The following is a 19,738-nucleotide window of genomic DNA, read 5'->3' as shown; positions in this document are numbered from 1 at the left end:
TACTCAATCTATTTGTTTTTTTAAAGGAAAAACAAACAGGATTTCAAACATGCCGTTCAATCCCTAACGCGAGTTATTGCTAGGTTTAAGGGTGTTCGTTTATGGTTAGTTTTGTTAAGTAGGGTAATCGCGTTTCTTAGATTTGAAATTTTTTATTATACCACTTTTTATATTTTCTATTCTTTATCTGTTTTGGATTAGGGAAGTTTGTAAACGCTTTGCAAGAACCCGAATTTGGGTTAGTTTCTCCGTAGATATTGTAGGGGATAATTGTGTATATAGGTGCAACCTTTTTCTTTTGTTCGTTATATGCCCATGTATAATTCATGGTTATTACTAGCTCTTCTTTCGATTTGTATCGGTGAGCATAATTAATGTCGGGTCCCTCTTTTATATATGGAATTTCAGCCAAAACATCAACATCTGCTCTTACGCTATAGTATTCCGAGTTCCAGTCGCAACTAATAATTTCTGTAGATTTCACTTTCATTAAGTAGATTTTTGTGGCGTATTCGCCTTCATAGTCACAACAATCGCAATAATCTAAAATATATGGATCTGTATTTAAAAATTCACAGACTTGTTCAGCTTGTTGCAAGGTTAAATTATCCCATGCATCAGCCCATAAAAATATAGGGCATAAAAGTAAAAGTGTAATTATAGTATTTTTCATTTTATTCTTTTGTAGAGTGTTGTTAGGCGCTGGTTTTATTTATTCAAAATTTCATCATAATATCCAACTGTTCATCATTCCCGACTGAAAATGTGTTTATCAAATGGCACAAATTCATAACGGATAACCAAATAAATTCTACGCTTTTCTCTTTGGCTAATTTAATTGCTTTTTCGAAAAGAGCTTGTCCTACTTTTTTTTCGTGAAATTCTTTCAATACTTATATACGTTCTATTTCTAGTGCGTTTTTATTATTCAGTTCAGCCTTAATTGCCTCGTTAGAAAAGTTTTTATCTAAATATTCAGACATGTCTTCTTCGTTATTTACTGAAGCATAAATTTTTCAATAAAAGTTTGTTTGCCTATCTTTATTTAAAGTTTCAAGATCTTGAATATTTACTTTTCTGAGTTTCATCTGCTTTGGGTGATGTTTTTAAAAATATGTTTCTTCAGTAATTTCAATCAAGATTTTATTGCCATTTTTCCATTGTGTCCAACCATTATAGTTTTTCGAATCATCAAAATTATATTGCCTACCAAAATCTTTCTTTAGTTTTATCCAGTCTCCTTTTGTTTCTTCCACATAAAAAGGTAGGAAATCATTATTGTTAACCTCAAAAATTATCTTTCCATTTGGTTTGTCATAAATTTTCAATTCTCTTTTTGATATGTATTCAACTCTTTTCAAATACCTCTCCCATGTTTCAAAAACGTTCCAGTCATTATTTTGATTAGAGTTTGGGCAGTTCGCGCAACTATTTTTAAATACTTCGCTTAGTGTTGCGTAATAAGTCTTTTGAGGTTCAATCTTTATATAATATTCTTCGTTATAACTTTCGTTTGTAACAACTTTAAAATGGGTTTTAGTAGAATCTATTACTCTAAACTTTAATTCGGGCCCGAAATGTACCAATCCATTATCTATATTCCTTTTTCCTTCTTTAAATGTGTCTCCTTCTGAAATCATATATGGTTTCAGTTCCAATTTGGTTATAAACTTTATAGTTCCATTTTTTTTAACGTTAAATTTTAATATGTCAAAAGGAATGCTATCCTTTTCATTTTTGTAAAAAGGAATAGGGTAGGATTTGTTTGTTTCTAAAAATCCAATTCCAATTGGAACATCTTTATGTTTTTCTTGTCCGTAAGAACAACTTATTGAAAAACAAAGAGACAAATAGAATAATATTAATTTCATTTTTGGTTTTTTTTTTTCGCTAAAACTTGAGTCTAGTAAAATGTGCAAGTCTATTATTAATCTAAGTCTTTTTTCTAGGCTACGTTAGCATCTGTTTTTTATTTTCGGTTCGTAATTATTCGGGATAAAAACTTCATTTTCCGATTTCTCAATTAGAATTTCTAATAGCTTTTGAATATCGTCAGTTTTATATTCCGTTAGTTTTATTGATATTTCCGATTTTGATTTGAAATCAAGTTTTAAATTTTTACTAAATCTATCAAATTTAATTTGAGTGAGTTCAGTTAGATTTCTTTTTGGATTCCAGCGTCTGTTTAAAATCAGTTCATTTTCTTTAATGAAAACTGTAAATGGTTTTTTCTTTCTATAAATAAACCACAGAATAAAATCCGCTATTGGGAAAATCCAAGATACTATAATCAGAAATATTATACTTTTATAATCCTGATTTTCAAAAACTAATATTACAGACAAAGCTATGGCGTTAATAATGTCAAATATTCCGATTGTTTTTCGCTGACTTCTCATTTTAAAATCAGCTTCATAACTCTTACTAAAAAAAGAATATTCCCACAGAACAGGTGTCAATAGAATTAATATTACTAAGGTAATATTTAAAGCAAGAGGGAATTCAGTTTCCGCTACTTGTCCATAAGTCAAAATTATTATGACTAATATTAGTGTTATTAAATATTTCATCTTTTGTTAGTGGTTCAGGTAGTTGCTAATTTAAGAATAACTGACTTGTTGTAATTTATTAAAAACCTGTAGGCCTAATCTTCTTTTAAGTTTTTTTATTTATTTCAATTCATCCAGAGTGTCAAATATTTTATTTAATGGTATTTTTATTAATTTTGGGTCATCGTATTGTGTGAATTCTAAAAGGTTATCTGTTATTTTAAAAGTATCCATACCGTCTTCATCAGTCCAATTATTATGTGATGAGCTGAAAGCTAAACGGGCTACTTTTTGAGTTTCTATATTTATAATTTGAATATTATAAATATTATCGGGAGCTGTATCTTGATGAATTATTAAATAATGATCTATTAATTTAATTTGGTTTATGGAAACCCAACGATGTTTTTCTGGTGATCCTGTTACATTAGCATCTGATATAAATACCCATCTATAACTATTTCCTTTTTTTACAAAAACAGCGTGGTCTGTCTTGTAAATATCATAATCCTTATTTTGTGCAACAGGAACTAAATTGTCTAATGTTTTTATGTTATGACCTCCAGTATAATAGACTAAAAACCCTTGCCCTTTTTTAGTGATAGAGTTCCCTTTATTTAGAGGTTCTAATTTTTGCAAGGTATCTCCGTAAATATTAACATAGTATGATTTTGGAATATTTATACTAGGTTGCCAATTCGTTTTAGGTTTGGCTATAATGTTAAAGAGAGCATGAGAATCTAATTGTTTTAAATTTAATTCTGCACTTATTAACCATTTTAGAGAAGCATCCATACTATCTCTTTTTACTGGTAGTAATTTTTCTGTTATAGTATCTAAAAAAAACTTATTCGACTTTAATGTTAAGTTTTTAGGTATTCTGATTCTCTTCGTGAAAGTAGAAAAACAACCATTATTATTTAATTCAAATTTCTCTTTTGTTTTGCCATTAATAATTGAAACAGTTCGTCCGCTGCAAGAACTCCCAGATGAATAGTAGTTGATTAGAGTATCAATTACTTTGTCGTTATTAAAATCTTTAACAATTGTATCTAAAGTATATTGTTGTGCAACTAATTGTTGATTTATAAAGATTGGAATTATAAGTAAAGCGATAAGGTTTTTGATCATTTTATTTTTCATATTGTTTATAACATTACTGTCTTAAAACCTTTTATACTAACTCGCAAAATGAAGTTATTATATTTTATCAAAAACCACATGAAATTTTTATTCATTGTTGCTTATCTAAACATCAAAAATTTATGTTTAGCGAGTTATGTAGATATGCATAGGCTTTAAATTGAAGACAATCGCTAAATGTATTTATGAGTTTTCATTGTTTCTTTTTTCTATCAATTCAGTACCAAAATCTTGAATTTGATCGATTATAGGTAGAATTTTTTGTCCTTCCAAAGTCAATGAATATTCTACTTTAGGAGGGATTTCTTTGTAAGCTTTTCTATTTAAAATACCTGCTTGAGTCAAGTTTTTTAGTTCCTGAATAAGCATTTTTTCACTAATTGTAGGAATGAGTCTTTTTAGTTCTCCAAACCTTCTTTTTTCCATACCTATTTGAAAAATTATTTGTAATCTCCATTTTCCTCCAATGATACTTAGTGCTGTACTTACAGGGCAGATTTCGTCTTTTACTATATTTTTTATTTTCATTAAGTTTCTGGTTATCAGTTTTACATACTTTTTGGTTAGCACCCTACTATTTGGTAGGTACTTGTGAAAAGTAGGGTAATATACTACTTTTGTATTATAATTAATATTTAAAAATAATAGAAATGAAAGTATTTGTATTAGGAGCAGCTGGTTTTCAGGGAAGTAATATAGCACAAGAATTAATAATAAAAGGGCATGATATAGTTACATTAAAACGTTCGGAAGGCAATGTGGTTATGCCAAGCATAAATGTTGTGAAAGGAGGCTTGGAAAGTGAAGAGGCTTTAAATAAAGCGTTAACGGGTGTTGATGCAGCCGTTTATACTTTTCCTTTATTATTTGATTTAAATTTAGCAAAAGCGTATACTTCAAATTTTATTAAAGCAGCAAAAGCACAAAAGGTAGCGCACGTTGTATTTAATGTAGGGTTTGATTTGCAAGAAAAAAGTGAAGGGTTTTTAGCTCTTGATATAAAAGCACAGATTAAAAAACTATTAGATGCATCTGGACTAAATGTAACAACATTAGTGCCTGATATTTATATTGATAATATTTCTGCACCATGGTCAATTCCCGTAATTTTAAATAATAATATTGTTCCTTATCCAGTAGCATCAGGAAGTAAAGTGCCTTGGATTAGTCATTTGGATTTAGGTAAATATGTCGCGTCTGCAATTGAAAAACCAGAATTATCTGGTCGTGTTTTACCTATTGGCGGAAATTTATTTTCCGGAGAAGAAATAGCAGCTGCCATTTCAATAGAAACAGGAAAAGAACTTCATTATGTTTCAGTAACTCCAGATGAATTTGAAGAGAAACTTTCGCCAGCTTTTGGAGAAATTGCAGGAAGAGAAATATCTAATCTTTACAGGTATGTTAAAAATAATAGAGAGCAAATGATTGCTAAAGATTATAAAGGAACACAAGAACTATTGGGGGTAACTCCGCAAAGTTTATCAGATTGGGTAAAGTCTGTAAAATGGGAATTGAAAGCCTAATTTTGAGCGATTTAATACAGATTGCTTGATTAAGTAATCTGTATTAAATTATTAATATACAATGTTGAAAAACTAAAGTTTATTGAATGGATGCCGGAATTTAAGCGAAAGAGTAGAGCTCTTCTAACTAAGGACTAAACTAAGCGTATTTTTGTAAGGTGTTGTAGCAAGTTGTTTAATTGAGCTACATTCCATCTTCTCTTTCAGAAAGCCAATCTTTATATTTAATTTTTAATTTATATCTTTTTTCTTGAGAGCCAACTATTATGTCCATTCCACCATCATATGGCGCTACAATACAGTTTTTTTTCGGACAGACAAACATTGCTCTGAATTCATCATCCGCATATTTTTCAACAGTCTGTTTTGAGAATTAATTCTCCATATATCAGTTCTGAAATAAACATCATAGAAAAAATCGTCTTCATATTCTTCTGGATAAATTTTAAGAAGTTCAATTGTTCTACATTTTTGAAATTCTCCGTAACTAGATAACTCGGTTGAGATTTCGTCAGTCAATTCCATTTCATATTGACCTGTCACAATTATTATTTCAGTGTTCTCTCCAATTAGTTGAGAAATCAGTTTGTTCTGTTTACCTAGAATTATTTTATATTCATCTTCCGATTTCGCATATCGTTTAGATTTAGGTAAACTATGAATCCGTAACCATCTATTAGGATATAACCTTTTTAATTCGTGTCCAATCAGATTCGATTCAGGGTAATTTAATTCCCAATATGTATTGAATTCTATGATGTTCATCAAATGTTTGTCTAACTTAATTATAATATTACTGTATTAAAACCTTCTATACTAACACGCCAAACGAAGTTATTGATTTTATCAAAAATTAAGTGTATTTTAAGGTGGAAACCCGACAAATCTCATAATATTCAATATTTCAAAGAAGCTAAGCCTTAAAACAACAAAACATTGCGATATTGGTAAATCTTTAAAAATTCCTGTTAAAAATTTGGATATTAGCGTTTATTAATTGAATATTTGCATTCACAAAGTTCAATAAACTTACTGAAATGTTATCAAGAAAGGTGGAGGGATAGACCCGCTGAAGCCTTAGCAACCCTTTACACTTAGTAATGAAGGTGCTAAATTCTACTTAAATTACCAATTCATTTATTGGTGTTTGGATAGATAACTAACAAGAATTGCTTTCTGCAATTTTAATTTTTCTTATAACATTTTTCTATTAAGTACACTTTTTTTAAGTGAATTTGACTTTTTATTTAATCGCAAAAAGCGGCAACCAATTAACTAAAAAAAATAAGAAAAATGAGCGATCACAAATTATCAACAAATGCATTACACGCAGGACACGACGTAAAAGCAAACGGAGGAACGCAAGCCGTGCCAATTTACCAGACATCATCGTATGTTTTTAACGATTCAGATCATGCAGCAAGCCTATTTTCATTAAAAGAACTAGGTTTTATTTATACCCGTTTAAACAACCCAACCAATCAAATTTTACAAGATCGTTTAGCGGCTGTAGAAGGTGGTGTTGGAGCTGTTGTTTTCGCATCGGGAACTGCGGCTATTTCTACAGGGTTATTAACGCTTTTAAAAGCTGGCGACCATATTGTAGCGTCTAGTAGTTTATATGGTGGTACTTACAATTTGTTGAGTGTAACTTTACCTCGTTTTGGTATTACAACTACGTTTGTAGATGCTTCTAACCCAGAGAATTTTAAAGCAGCAGTGCAAAATAATACAAGAGCATTTTTTGTAGAATCTTTAGGGAACCCGAAATTAGATGTTTTAGATTTAGAAGCTATTGCAGTACATTCTAAAGCGGCAGGAGTTCCTTTTATTGTAGATAATACAGTGGCTACGCCGGTATTATTAAATCCGCTAAAACACGGAGCAGATATCGTGATCCATTCTTTAACAAAATATATTGGCGGACAAGGAACATCTTTAGGTGGTGCTATTGTTGACGGTGGAACTTTTAATTGGGCTAACGGAAAATTTCCTGAATTTACGGAGCCTTCTGCAGGTTACCATGGATTAAAATACTACGAAACTTTAGGTGCGGCTTCTTATGTGTTTAAATTAATATTAGAAGGTTTACGTGATTTTGGTGGTGCTTTAAGTCCGTTTAACGCCTTCCAAATTATTCAAGGTTTAGAGACTTTACCAGTAAGAATAAAACAACACAGCGCAAATGCATTAGAGATTGCTAAATGGTTAGAGGCTCAAGATGATATTGCATGGGTAAACTATCCTGGTTTAGAAAGTAGTAAATATAAAACTTTAGCTGATAAATATTTACCTAAAGGACAAAGTGGTTTAGTGACTTTTGGACATAAAGGTGGTTTTGAAGCGGCTAAGAAAATTGCAGATAACACCAAATTATTTTCTTTACTTGCTAATATTGGAGATACAAAATCTTTAATTATTCACCCAGCAAGTACAACGCATCAACAATTAGATGAAACAGCGCAAGAAGCTGCAGGAGTGTCTAGCGATTTAGTGCGTTTATCTATTGGTCTTGAAGATATTGAAGATTTAAAAGCAGATTTAAAAGCTGCTTTTGCAACCATTTAATAATAACGCTCGTTAACTCGGGGTTAATTATTAAATTTACTATCACTCACGAAAGTGAGATTTTAAAATTAGATATTCTAAGACCTGCTCGGTTTTTAAAATGGAGCAGGTCTAATATAAATACACAATACATTGAAGCATCCATTGCAACATATTACCATTAAAAATTATCGCACGGAAAGCGATGTGCTTAATGCGGAACTTAATTTAAGTTATCAAGTGTTTGGAAAACCACTGGGTAGCGCACCTATTGTGTTAATAAATCATGCCTTAACCGGAAACAGTGATGTTGCTGGCGAAGATGGCTGGTGGTTAGATTTAGTTGGCGATGATAAAGTAATCGACACAAAACTATACAGCGTTTTAGCTTTCAATATCCCAGGAAATAGTTATGACGGCTTTGTTGTTGAAAATTACAAGGATTTTATTGCACGCGATGTCGCAAAAATATTTTTACTAGGTTTAAAAGAATTAAAAATAGGAAAACTGTTTGCAGCCGTTGGAGGTTCTTTAGGTGGCGGAATTGCTTGGGAAATGGCGGTTTTACAACCCGATTTTACCGAAAACTTGGTGGTTATCGCAACTGATTGGAAATCTACAGATTGGCTTATAGCAAACTGCCAGATTCAAGAACAGTTTTTAATAAATTCAAAAAATCCGGTGCACGACGCACGAATGCATGCCATGCTGTGTTACCGAACTCCAGAATCTTTTAAAGAGCGTTTTCATCGTTCTAAAAATGTAGATTTAGAGATATTTAATGTAGAAAGTTGGTTGTTGCATCACGGTAAGAAGTTGCAAGAGCGTTTTCAGCTTTCAGCTTATAAGTTAATGAATCAGTTACTTAGAACAATTGATGTTACCAAAAATAGACCAGAAGACTTTAATGTCTTAGAAAATATAGAAGCGAATATCCATATTGTAGGTGTCGATTCCGATTTGTTTTTCACAGCAGAAGAGAATAGAGAAACGCACAAACAATTAGCATTAACCAACCCGAATGTAACGTACAACGAAATTCACTCGGTACACGGTCACGATGCGTTTTTAATGGAATATGAGCAGTTAGAAAAAATTATAGAAGGCATTTTTGTGCCAGATTCAAAAAAGAAAAGAATGAAAGTATTAAAGTTTGGAGGCAAATCTTTAGGCAATGGCGAAGGATTGAATAATGTAATTACCATTATTGAAAATAAAGTTAATAATGGCGATAAAATTTCGATTGTAGTATCGGCACGTGGCAATGCTACCGACGAACTAGAATTTGTTTTAAATCTTGCCGCAAAAGGCGAAGAGTATAAGTCGCAATTAGAAGCTTTTAAAAGTTACCAAAAAGAACCTTTAAAAACTATTGATTTTACTGAAGAGTTTACATTGCTTGATAAATTATTTGAAGGTGTTAGTTTACTTGGAGATTACAGCGGAAAGATTAAGGATACTATTTTAGCACAAGGCGAATTGTTGGCCATTAAAATGGTTTCAGAATTACTAAACCAGAAGCAAATAAAAGCCAATGCGGTAGATTCTAGAACGCTAATAAAAACAGATGAGAACTTCGGAAATGCAATTCCTATTGCTAAATTATCTAAAGATAATGTCACTGCTTTTTTCAAAGCACATAAAGATGCTGTAAATGTAATTACAGGTTTTATTGCTTCAAACTTAAAAGATGAAACCACGACTTTAGGTAGAAATGGAAGTAATTATACCGCAGCCTTAATTGCAAATTATTTAGATGCTGAAGAGTTACAAAATTATACACACGTAAATGGTATTTATACGGCAAACCCTGATTTGGTTGCCGATGCTCAAAAAATCAGAGAATTATCATTTAGTGAAGCAAATGAGTTGGCCAACTTTGGAACTACTATTTTACACGCAAAAACTATAATTCCTTTAGTTGAAAAAAACATCAACTTACGTATTTTAAATACCTTTAATCCAGAGGATGAAGGAACTTTAATTACAGCAAAACCAAGTGCTAAAGAAGTGACTTCGCTGTCTGTTTTAGATAACGTGGCGCTTTTAAATCTTGAAGGTCGTGGTTTGTTAGGGAAAAGTGGAGTAGATGCTCGAATTTTTAGAGCGTTAAGTATTCATGATATTAGTGTTAGTATTATTTCGCAAGGCTCGTCAGAGCGTGGTATTGGCTTAATTATTAATGCAAGCGAAGCCACACAAGCGGTTATTGCTTTAGAGCGTGAGTTTGAAAATGATTTCTATTCTCAGGATGTAAATAAAATTGATGTTGTGGACGATGTGTCTGTAATCTCAATTATTGGTATCGAGTTAAGTTCGTTCCACAAACCATTTAATGCGCTTATAAAAAACCAAATTACGCCGTTGTTATTTAACAATACCGTTACCGGAAGAAATATAAGTTTAGTGCTTAAAAAATCGCAATTACATAAAGCTATGAACGTGATTCATGGTGAGATTTTTGGAATTTCTAAAAAGATAAACATTGCCATTTTCGGACATGGAGGTGTTGGAGGTGCATTGATTAATCAAATTTTAAAATCGAGAAGCGATATTGAAAAACGTAAAGCCATTAACTTAAATGTATTTGCTATTGCGAATTCTAAAAAGCAACTTTTAAGTAAAAATGGTGTTGATGCTAATTGGGAAGATGCTATTAAAACGGTAGACACAGCAAGTTCCATTGAAGATATTATTGCTTTTGCAAAAGAAAACCATTTAGAAAATTTAATTGCTGTGGATAATACGGCAAGTCCTAATTTTTATGAAAACTACATCCCTTTAATAGAGGCTGGTTTCGATTTGGTATCTTCTAATAAAATTGCAAATACCATTTCGCATAAATTTTATAAAGATTTACGTGTTCAGTTAAAAGAAAATAACAAACAATATTTATATGAAACTACGGTTGGCGCAGGTTTGCCGTTAATTGATACTATTAAGTTATTACACGAATCGGGTGAGAATATTACTAGAATTCGTGGCGTATTTTCGGGAACGTTAAGTTATTTATTTAATAATTTTTCTGTTGAAAATAAGCCGTTTAGTGAAATTATTCAGGAAACTATCGACAAAGGCTTTACAGAACCTGATCCGAGAGAAGATTTCTCTGGAAATGATGTGGCTAGAAAGTTATTAATTTTAGCTAGAGAGTTAGATTTGTATAATGAGTTTGAAGATGTTTCGGTACAGAATTTAATTCCAGAAGCGTATCAAAATATATCGGTAGCGTCGTTTTTAGAACAGTTGGATGTTTTAAATGAACAATACCAAGCTATAAAAGATAAGCAAGAACCAGGGCATGTATTACGCTATATTGGAGATTTATCGGGAGATTTATCTCAAGATAAAGGCGTTTTAGAAGTTAAGCTCGTATCTATACCAAATGATAGTACGTTAGGACAAATAAAAGGTTCGGATGCTATTTTTGAAATATTTACTGAAAGTTATGGTGAGCAACCTATCGTGATTCAAGGTGCAGGAGCAGGAGCAGAAGTTACAGCGCGTGGTGTGTTTGGTGATATTTTGCGATTATCTAAGCATATTAATTAGGTTTGTTTTTTCATTTCTGCGAAGGCGGAAATCTCAGACCTGTCAGGTTTTAAAAACTTAATAGGTCTTTGCAAGAAAACAAAAAAAAACAACAGGTTTAAAACAAACCAAAGCAGGTAAGTGCATTAGGGATTGATGCGGCATCCTTTTTTGTTTTTCTCAAAAAAGATACAGCGGAAAGCCCGACCCGATAGGGAAATGCCCAAATAAAAATATTAAAAATAAATCTTTGAGGGTTTTTTACCTTTATTGAATAGTGAAAATAAAATGAGCGAGAATAAAAAACATTTCGAAACAGAAGCGATACGCACACAGAGTGAAAATACACAATTTTCGGAGCATTCGGTACCTTTGTACTTAACGTCCGGATTTGTGTTTGAAGACTCTGAGGAGATGCGCGCGTCTTTTGCCGAAGAGAAACAACGTGATTTATATAGTAGATATAGCAATCCTAATGTAAACGAATTTGTAGATAAGGTTTGTAAAATGGAAGGTGCAGAGGCTGGTTTTGCTTTTGCAAGTGGTATGGCTGCTGTGTTTTCTACATTTGCAACGTTGTTGGATGCTGGAGACCATGTGGTGTCTTGTAGTTCTGTTTTTGGTGCTACGCATGGTTTGTTTACTAAGTATTTTCCGAAATGGAATATTGAATGTTCGTATTTTGATATTGACAAAGTTGAAACCATAGAAAGTTTAATACAGCCAAACACGAAATTTATTTATGCTGAAACGCCTACAAACCCGGGCGTTGATGTGTTAGATTTGGAATTTTTAAGTGCTATTTGTAAAAAGCATAATTTATTGCTTGTTATAGATAACTGCTTTGCAACGCCGTATTTACAGCAACCTATAAAATTTGGTGCAGATTTAGTAATTCATTCTGCTACTAAATTAATGGATGGCCAAGGGCGTGTGTTAGGTGGCGTAACGGTTGGTAAAAAGGAATTAATTAGAGAAATTTACTTATTTTCGAGATTAACAGGGCCGTCTATGAGTCCGTTTAATGCTTGGGTATTGTCTAAATCTTTAGAAACTCTAGCGATTAGAGTTGAAAGACATTGTGAAAATGCCTTAAAATTGGCTACATTTTTAGAAGCACATCCTAAAGTGACATGGGTGAAATATCCGTTTTTAAAATCGCATCCTAAACATGACATTGCTAAAAAACAAATGAAAATGGGAGGAAGTATTGTGGCTTTTGAAGTTGAAGGCGGTATAGCAGGCGGGAAGGCCTTTTTTGATAGTATAAAAATGTGTTCGCTATCGGCTAATTTGGGAGATACCAGAACCATTGTAACACACCCAGCAAGTACAACGCATGCTAAAGTTGAAGCGTCGGTAAAGGCTGCTGCTGGTATTACAGATGGTATGGTGCGTTGTTCTTTAGGGTTAGAACATATTGATGATATTATTGCAGATATAGAGCAAGCACTTGCTTAAATTTTACATTTAGTTTACTGAATAGCTATTGTTTTTTTAGTTTCTCATGATTTAACATGCTATTTTTATAAAAATTATTTACATCATGAAATTATTAAATATTGTTTGTGCGGTTTTGTTTTTAACTGTTGGGTTTAGCTGTAATTCTAGTGATTCTGGAGAGGAAGACCAGGTTGATATCTTAGATGTATCTACAGTTTCTGAGTTTTCAGCAAGTGGGGAAACGAACTCAATAACAGTAACGGCTAATTTGTATTGGTACACAGCTAATAATAATGATTGGATTACTTTGTCTCCTACAAATGGAACTAATAATGGTACTATAAATATCTCTGTAACAGCAAACCCAAATACTACTGTGCGAACGGGTTCTGTAAATGTTATTGGTGGTGATATTTCTAAAAATATAACAATTACTCAGGCAGCAAAAGCTGAAAGTACAGGAGTTTTAGACGCTAATGTGGCACCTTCCAAAAATTTCGATTTATCGACTTGGAATTTAAGTATTCCAGAAAATAAGGGTGATGGTACAGCGGTTACGGTAACGGTTGCTCAAATAAATGCAGATTACCAAAACAGTAAATATTTTTATACTAATACCGATGGTGGTATGGTTTTTAAATGCCCTGTGGCTGGTTTTAAAACCTCTCTAAATACAAGTTATACTCGAGTAGAATTACGCGAAATGTTGCGTGGTACTAATACAAGTATTAAAACGCAAGGTGTGAATAAAAACAATTGGGTTTTTGGATCGGCACCTACCGCAGATATAAATGCAGCGGCTAGTTTCGATGGAGAAATGAGTGCCACTCTGGCTGTAAATTACGTAACTACAACTGGAGATGATAGCCAAATTGGTCGTGTTATTGTTGGGCAAATACATGCCAATGATGATGAGCCTATTCGTCTTTATTACAGAAAACTGAAAGATAATGCTTTAGGTGGTATTTATTTTGCACACGAGCCTATTGAGGGGTTTGGAAGCGAGCAATGGTACGATTTAATTGGTTCTAGAAGTAGTTCTGCTTCTAACCCAGAAGATGGTATTGCTTTAGGTGAAAAGTTTTCGTATAAAATTAAAGTGGTTGGTAATGCTTTAACGGTTACTATTTCTAGAGCAGGTAAAGCCGATATTATAAAAACTATTGATATGCTGAGCAGTGGTTACGATAAAGGCGGACAGTATATGTATTTTAAAGCTGGTGTTTACAACCAGAACAATACTGGTGATGCTGATGATTATGTTCAGGCTACTTTTTATTCACTTGAAAAAAGCCATACAAGTAATTAATTTTTAGACTTATATTTTTTTAATAAGTATACTATAGAAAGAACAAAAAGAACTCCAGCAATCCAATAATAGATGTTATTTGAATTGTTTTTAAAACTTATGGCATCTGTATTCCCTATAATATAAAAACTTCCCCAATAAAATGGGTTGGTGTAAAAGGCTTCTGTATTTGCTACATATTTTAATTTAGCTTGCTGTAGTGCTTTAGGTTTATTCATGCCTTTTTTTAGGTTTGAATAAAAACACTTCATTAATTCAGGTGTGCTTTTATCATGTACTTCCCATTTGCTCAACAGTAAACTTTTGGCTCCTGCGTATTGAAAAGCGTTTCCTAAACTCATTATACCTTCCCCATTAGCAATTTCGCCTATACCAGTATTACAAGCACTTAGTACAACAAGATCTGCGGGGATATTTAAAGCAAAAAGTTCATGATTGTATAAAATATCATCCTCTATAGTATCTTTACTTTTTGTGAAAAATAATTTAGAGTTTTCAGGGTTTTCATTATCAACATCACCATGTAATGCTAAATGTAGAATGTTGTATTTTTCTACGTTTTGTTTAAAGGTAGATTCTACGGCGTTAACTCCATAATAGTACTGACCATCTATAATTTTAGATATCAGGTCAATTTCTTTTCTCGCACCAGGTAAATCTTCTTTAATATCATTAGCAGGAGAAACGCTGTTTTTATTCGGTTTTTTAGTAGTTGGTGCGTTTGAATATGAAAAGGCGAGACACTCTTTTAAGGTTTTAGATTTTGAAGTGTTTTTTACAATAGGATTGAATAATAAATCTGCTGAATTGGAATAAGAAATAGCATACTTTTTTAATAAATAGGGAAGTTCTCTACTGTTTTTATTGTTGTTATTTGTGAGTAATAAATCAAAATTTAGATACCATAATATATCATCTGGAACAATTATTAATTCATCTCCTATCAGTTTTGTATCTAGGGGTTTAATAAGTTCTTGATATAAAACGGATGCTATTTTTTTGTAATCATTTAAATTTTCGGAAGTAATTGATGTATTAAAGCGTTCTATTTTTTTATCTAATTCAGAAATTGTTAATTCTTTTATTGAAATATCATTTTTTGAAATTGTAAAGGCATAGATTTTACTTTCAGTAGAGAAAAATTCTAATACCGTCGTTCTATTATTTATTTTATCTTGAATATCCTTAACAGAAAAGGACTCTGTTTTATGCTTTAATTGATAATATTTGGGATAGTCCTTTTTAAGTACTTTTATTAAAGAATCTTTCTTTTGATTAATAGTGAATAATTCGTTTTCAAAGCTCTTAATTTTATCTGTATCTAAAATGTTTTCAGATTGTTCTGCGACAATTTGTGATTGATAGTAGGCTATATCTGATTTAATGCTTTTTTCAAAATTCAAAAGTTCATTTGGTAGGTTTGAGAAGTTTTTAGCATTAGTATCATTGAGTAAATCTTTTAAAGTATTAGATCTGCTTTTTTCGGTAAAGTGCCATGCGTTTATTAGATGTTTTTTTTCTGTTGTATTTTTATACTGTAGTACATGTGCAGCAATAGCATCTGCATAAATTGCTTTTGCTTGTTCTGCTAAAACTAATTTATCTTGATGATTATTTATTGATTCGCGAATATAATCTATAATATAATCTGCTTGATAATATAGCTTTGCGCTCTTTTCTAGCAGCATATTATCCTTAGTTTGGATAGATTGAAGTTCTAATGTCTGTGCCTTTTTATGTATCGTTTTTAATAATAATTGGTGATCAAAATAATTATTAGGATTAAAGGCTGAGCTATTATTCGCATCTGCATTTTTAGAATTGGAAACAAGAGCGCTATCTAAATATTTTAAGGCAATTTTGTAGTTCTCTTTTTTATAATGGGTAATACCCATATTGTAGTGAAAATTTGAAGTTAATAAATGCGTAGCTCCATATATTTTTTGAGTTAATTTTAACCCTTTTTGATTATAATATAAAGCTTCATTATAAAATTCAAATTTATACTTGAGTTCTCCTAATAGCTTTAGTGAATATGCTGTTTCAAGATGATTACCTAATTTTTCTTGAATGTTTAGTCCTTTTTCAGAATATTTTAGAGCTGTATTGTATTCTCCTTTAGAAGAATATAGCGATCCAATATTGTCATATAGTTTTGCTATTTTATCATGGTTTTTATCCAAAATGGTTTTGTAATACTCTAAAGATTTGTTTAAATATATTAGAGCGTCATCATAGGCTCCCAACATGCCGTAAGTATTGCCAATATTCATGTAAATTAATGACAGTAAAGAAACATCTTCTTTAAAGTACTCAAGGGTTATGGCTAAGCTTTTTTGATAGTAATTTAAAGCTTTATTTAATTCTCCTTGAGATTTTAGTATGTTTCCTGTGTTGTTGTAAACACCTAAAAGGCCTTTGTTATAGTCGTTTTTAACAAAATAAGGTAAAGATTGTTGGTAATACATCATGGCCTTATCATCTTGCATAAGATCAAAATAAATAAGCCCGATGTTTATATAACTAAAGCCAATATTGATATGGTTTTCTTCTAGCGATTTTATATCAATATTTAAGCTTTTCTCTAGGTATTTTAATGAGGTGTGTAAGTCTCCTAAATTATAATAACAGAGTCCTATATTATTGTACCTATTTCCTATAACTTGATCGGTCTCTTTATGTGTCTTCAATGAAACCTTTAAGGCTTCTTCAAAAAAACTTAAAGCCGTTTTGTAGTTAGATTGAATAAAATTTAAACGTCCTAAACTGGAGAGCGATATCGAGATACTCTCATGGTTTGATGGTAGCTTTTCTTTTTTTAGCTTTAAACTTTTCTCGTAAAATTTTTGTGCTTTATTATAATCTAAAGATTCCTCGTAGCATTTGCCTAATTTATAATAGCAATCTGCTATTTTTTTGAAAGCACTTGTTTTTTCATATACATTAAGGGCTTCATTAAATAAAAGAACAGATGTATTAAAATCTCTTTTTTTTAAAAGTGAATCTGCAGTTTTGTAATTTATTGAAGCAGCTAAAGTGTCAGCTTTTTTTTGAGCATACAAGCTAGGTATAAAAAGAAAACTAACTAAGATCCAAAAGAAAAATAGATGTTTATTCATTATCATGAGTATTGAAAACGTTGAAAGTATTTGTTAATAGATATTATAACATTTCACTCTCTTAGTTTCAATTCTTTAGTTTTATGTTTAGGTAGTTCTATAAATTTTTCGGCAGTTTTTATATCGCCTTGTTCAAGATAAATAAGGCCTTTATACCAATTTGCTACTTTAGATTTTTTACCTGTATGGTATTTAGAAAGCGTGTCTAATGTTTTTAAAGCAGTATCAGAATCCTCTTTTTTATAGAAAGATAAGGCTCTAAGCAGTAAAACATCTTCATAATAAATAGTGTCTGCTTTATAATCACTAAGTAAGTTAATGGTAGATTGGTAATTCATGTCGCTATAAGTGCTGTACGCACTGCTAACGAGGCTTTTTAAAGAATCTTTTTTAGTACTACGAATGGTGTTAAAATCTAAACCAATTTTTTTATTCCAAGAACTAGCAATTAATTTATTTAAGTCTGGTTCTTGAAATGTGGAATTAAGTTGCCAAATAAAAAATGTTATAATAAAACCTGCTGCAATAGCACCAACCCATTTCCACGGCGTTTTTTTTGTAGCTATTGTTGTTTCCTTATCTTTAAATGAGGTCTTCCATTTTTCGGTTCTTGCCAGTTTATCTTTATCTGGATAAGTAGTGTTTACTATATCGTTGGCTGCCTTATAAGCTTCGCATCTTTCGCGAAATTTTATGTCGAGCAATATTCTTTTTTCAAATTCCTTTAATTCTTCATAAGAAAGGTCTAAGTCGAAAAAACGTGTAATTAAGTCTAAATCTTTTTCTGGAATCATTATTAAGAATTATTTTTTTTCAAGTTAATTAAAGCTTCAGTAACTTTTTTAACTAGTCTTTTTTTACAATTATATTTTGCTTGTACTAAAGCTTGGTAATTATTATACCCCATTTCTTGCTGTAAATCTTTTAATTTTATATTGTTATCTAGCTCTGCTTCAATAAGTTTTTTGCATTTATCACATAACTCATTAATGGCAATAGATAAAGCTTTGTGCTTTAGTGAAATATCGTTTTCAATATCTGTTTTTTCCTGCTCTGTTACTAATGCATCATTCTTAGTTTTATTAAGGTTGTATGCATTATTATCTACTAAAATAACAGAGTTCCATGGCTGTCTTTTTTTATGTAGCCATGCGTTTCGGCACATCATATAAATATAGGCTATACTATTAAGAGGCAGTTCTTCTTGTTTAATAACAAAGCGTTCCCAAAATTTATGCATAGATGTTATAAAAACGTCTTGCGCATCGTCTCTTGAGTTAGTGAGAGCGGTTAGTTTGGGTAATAGTTTCTTGAAAGTATCTTCAAAAAATCTATTAAAAGGAAATTCATTTCCATTAACGGCGCTATCAATTATTTTTTTGATATTAATTTCTGTCATAGGGAACCACAATGATACTAAAAATAAAGATATCTGCCTTTCTGAATTTCTTTCAGTTCTGAGGGGAAATAAAAAAAACTTGTTATTATTTTTTTAATCTACATCATATACGTGGGAAGCCATGGTAATAGCCTTTTCTTATTTTTAATAAGGGCGTTGTGTTGTAAAAATGGTTTCTCAAAAAAAGCGGTAGCCGAAAAGCTTATATGAATAGAGTAGGTGTTTAAATAAATTTTTAAAATGAAAAAATTATCAGATTTTAAAGGTAGTAAAGTAGATTTAAAAGAAATTCAAGGAGGGAAAACTGATTATCCAATAATATCAGGGTATTTTATTCCTGATTACCCACCTGATTACCCTGGTGGTCCTGGGAAAATGAATTGGGTTCGTCCAGATGTTAATTGGATTAGTGTTTAATCCAATATTTATTAATGCAAAAATAAAGCTAATTTTCATATTATGAAGAAATTATCAAATTTTAAAGACAGCAAAGTAGAGTTGAAAAATGTTAATGGTGGAACTACGTTTTCTGTTCAAGCTATAAACGCATATCCAGGCGGAGATTCTACTCCAGGGAACCACGTGTCAGCTTTTACTTCTGATATTAATGGAGTACATAGTTACACTGATCTAGAATTAAATTACACATTTAAACCGCGATGGGTTAATTAAAACTAATCAAAGGCACTCTAATCTTTAGAGATTTGGGTGTCTTTATTTAAGAAGCATAGGTCTATAAGAAATAGAGAATATATAAAGTAAAACAATTTAAGATGAAAAATTTAAATGATTACCGTGATTTTCAATTGCAAACTAAAGCAACAAAAACCGTTTTTGGAGGAACAGGAGATAACGGAATAATGAATGGGAATTGTACACCAGATCCTATAGGTGATGAAATAAGAAAGAAATTAGGACTATAATACTTAAAAGCGGTAGCCGAAAAGCTTATACAAATAGAGTAGGTATTTAAATGAAATTTTATAATGAAAAAATTATCAGATTTTCAAGAAAACAAAGTAGAGTTGGAAGAAATTCAAGGTGGTTCTTATGGTAATCCTTCTCCAAAAATATCAGGTTGGGTAATTTGGGAGATGCCTGGAGGAGCTTCTACAGCAGGGAATACTCAATCATTGGTACATGGAGATATTAGTGAGGGGTCATTTTATTAA

The 19,738-nt window shown here is 31.4% G+C and carries 17 protein-coding genes, 1 pseudogene and 1 riboswitch; of the genes and pseudogenes, 9 read left to right on the top strand and 9 right to left on the bottom strand.

The genetic code is table 11. The features are described 5' to 3' along the window. Positions 1-136: 136 nt before the first annotated feature. From V6246_RS07230 to V6246_RS07210, 5 genes are all read right to left on the bottom strand, one after another. Positions 137-673, bottom strand: a complete 537-nt coding sequence (locus V6246_RS07230) for a hypothetical protein (protein ID WP_341559794.1) — start codon at positions 671-673, stop codon at positions 137-139. A gap of 433 nt (positions 674-1,106) precedes the next feature. After that, entirely contained in the window at positions 1,107-1,871 is a 765-nt protein-coding gene (locus V6246_RS07225) for a hypothetical protein (protein WP_341559793.1), read from the bottom strand. Between the two features lie 84 nt (positions 1,872-1,955). Beyond that, on the bottom strand, positions 1,956-2,570 hold the full coding sequence (locus V6246_RS07220; protein WP_341559792.1) for a hypothetical protein: 615 nt from the start codon (positions 2,568-2,570) through the stop codon (positions 1,956-1,958). Between the two features lie 99 nt (positions 2,571-2,669). After that, on the bottom strand, positions 2,670-3,692 hold the full coding sequence (locus V6246_RS07215; RefSeq protein WP_341559791.1) for a hypothetical protein: 1,023 nt from the start codon (positions 3,690-3,692) through the stop codon (positions 2,670-2,672). 183 nt (positions 3,693-3,875) lie between these two features. Continuing rightward, entirely contained in the window at positions 3,876-4,220 is a 345-nt protein-coding gene (locus tag V6246_RS07210) for a winged helix-turn-helix transcriptional regulator (protein WP_341559790.1), read from the bottom strand. A 122-nt stretch (positions 4,221-4,342) separates the two neighbouring features. Here V6246_RS07210 and V6246_RS07205 point away from each other — a divergent pair, with 122 nt between their 5' ends. Next, complete coding sequence (locus V6246_RS07205) at positions 4,343-5,218, top strand: SDR family oxidoreductase (protein ID WP_341559789.1); 876 nt, start codon at positions 4,343-4,345, stop codon at positions 5,216-5,218. Between the two features lie 184 nt (positions 5,219-5,402). On the opposite strand, the pseudogene V6246_RS07200 reads toward V6246_RS07205, so the two are convergent. Beyond that, positions 5,403-5,983, bottom strand: a pseudogene (locus tag V6246_RS07200) (DUF3885 domain-containing protein). Between the two features lie 272 nt (positions 5,984-6,255). Further along, positions 6,256-6,380, top strand: a riboswitch (SAM riboswitch). 131 nt (positions 6,381-6,511) lie between these two features. On the opposite strand from V6246_RS07200, the gene V6246_RS07195 reads away from it, so the two are divergent. The 4 genes from V6246_RS07195 to V6246_RS07180 all read left to right on the top strand — a co-directional run bounded on the left by V6246_RS07195 (position 6,512) and on the right by V6246_RS07180 (position 14,048). Continuing rightward, positions 6,512-7,786 (top strand): O-acetylhomoserine aminocarboxypropyltransferase/cysteine synthase family protein, encoded by a 1,275-nt coding sequence (locus V6246_RS07195; RefSeq protein WP_341559787.1) that lies wholly within the window; start codon positions 6,512-6,514, stop codon positions 7,784-7,786. A gap of 132 nt (positions 7,787-7,918) precedes the next feature. Continuing rightward, positions 7,919-11,317, top strand: coding sequence for a bifunctional aspartate kinase/homoserine dehydrogenase I (thrA, locus tag V6246_RS07190; protein ID WP_341559786.1), 3,399 nt, complete (start codon positions 7,919-7,921; stop codon positions 11,315-11,317). Positions 11,318-11,584: 267 nt separating this feature from the next. Beyond that, positions 11,585-12,757, top strand: coding sequence for a trans-sulfuration enzyme family protein (locus tag V6246_RS07185; protein WP_341559785.1), 1,173 nt, complete (start codon positions 11,585-11,587; stop codon positions 12,755-12,757). 85 nt (positions 12,758-12,842) lie between these two features. Further along, positions 12,843-14,048, top strand: a complete 1,206-nt coding sequence (locus V6246_RS07180; protein ID WP_341559784.1) for a polysaccharide lyase family 7 protein — start codon at positions 12,843-12,845, stop codon at positions 14,046-14,048. Here V6246_RS07180 and V6246_RS07175 read toward each other — a convergent pair. The 3 genes from V6246_RS07175 to V6246_RS07165 are packed head-to-tail and all read right to left on the bottom strand — an operon-like array spanning position 14,045 to position 18,566. Then, positions 14,045-17,167, bottom strand: coding sequence for a CHAT domain-containing tetratricopeptide repeat protein (locus tag V6246_RS07175; protein ID WP_341559783.1), 3,123 nt, complete (start codon positions 17,165-17,167; stop codon positions 14,045-14,047). The two genes, V6246_RS07180 and V6246_RS07175, sit on opposite strands and share 4 nt — an antisense overlap. Positions 17,168-17,220: 53 nt before the next feature. Beyond that, positions 17,221-17,961: a tetratricopeptide repeat protein gene (locus V6246_RS07170; protein WP_341559782.1), complete on the bottom strand. Its 741-nt coding sequence runs from the start codon at positions 17,959-17,961 to the stop codon at positions 17,221-17,223. Positions 17,962-17,963: 2 nt separating this feature from the next. Further along, entirely contained in the window at positions 17,964-18,566 is a 603-nt protein-coding gene (locus tag V6246_RS07165; RefSeq protein WP_341559781.1) for a hypothetical protein, read from the bottom strand. Positions 18,567-18,806: 240 nt separating this feature from the next. Here V6246_RS07165 and V6246_RS07160 point away from each other — a divergent pair, with 240 nt between their 5' ends. The 4 genes from V6246_RS07160 to V6246_RS07145 all read left to right on the top strand — a co-directional run bounded on the left by V6246_RS07160 (position 18,807) and on the right by V6246_RS07145 (position 19,738). Then, positions 18,807-18,983, top strand: coding sequence for a hypothetical protein (locus tag V6246_RS07160; RefSeq protein ID WP_341559780.1), 177 nt, complete (start codon positions 18,807-18,809; stop codon positions 18,981-18,983). A 42-nt stretch (positions 18,984-19,025) separates the two neighbouring features. Continuing rightward, positions 19,026-19,238 (top strand): hypothetical protein, encoded by a 213-nt coding sequence (locus V6246_RS07155; protein ID WP_159017932.1) that lies wholly within the window; start codon positions 19,026-19,028, stop codon positions 19,236-19,238. Positions 19,239-19,339: 101 nt separating this feature from the next. Next, positions 19,340-19,489, top strand: a complete 150-nt coding sequence (locus tag V6246_RS07150; protein WP_159140068.1) for a hypothetical protein — start codon at positions 19,340-19,342, stop codon at positions 19,487-19,489. A 63-nt stretch (positions 19,490-19,552) separates the two neighbouring features. Then, positions 19,553-19,738 carry a hypothetical protein gene (locus V6246_RS07145; protein WP_341559779.1) on the top strand — a complete coding sequence of 62 codons (186 nt, stop codon included), beginning with the start codon at positions 19,553-19,555 and terminating at the stop codon, positions 19,736-19,738.

Source organism: Algibacter sp. TI.3.09 (genome assembly GCF_038154905.1).
GTDB lineage: Bacteria > Bacteroidota > Bacteroidia > Flavobacteriales > Flavobacteriaceae > Algibacter.
Note: the sequence above shows the minus strand (reverse complement) of the source record. Positions and strands in the feature narration are given on the sequence as shown.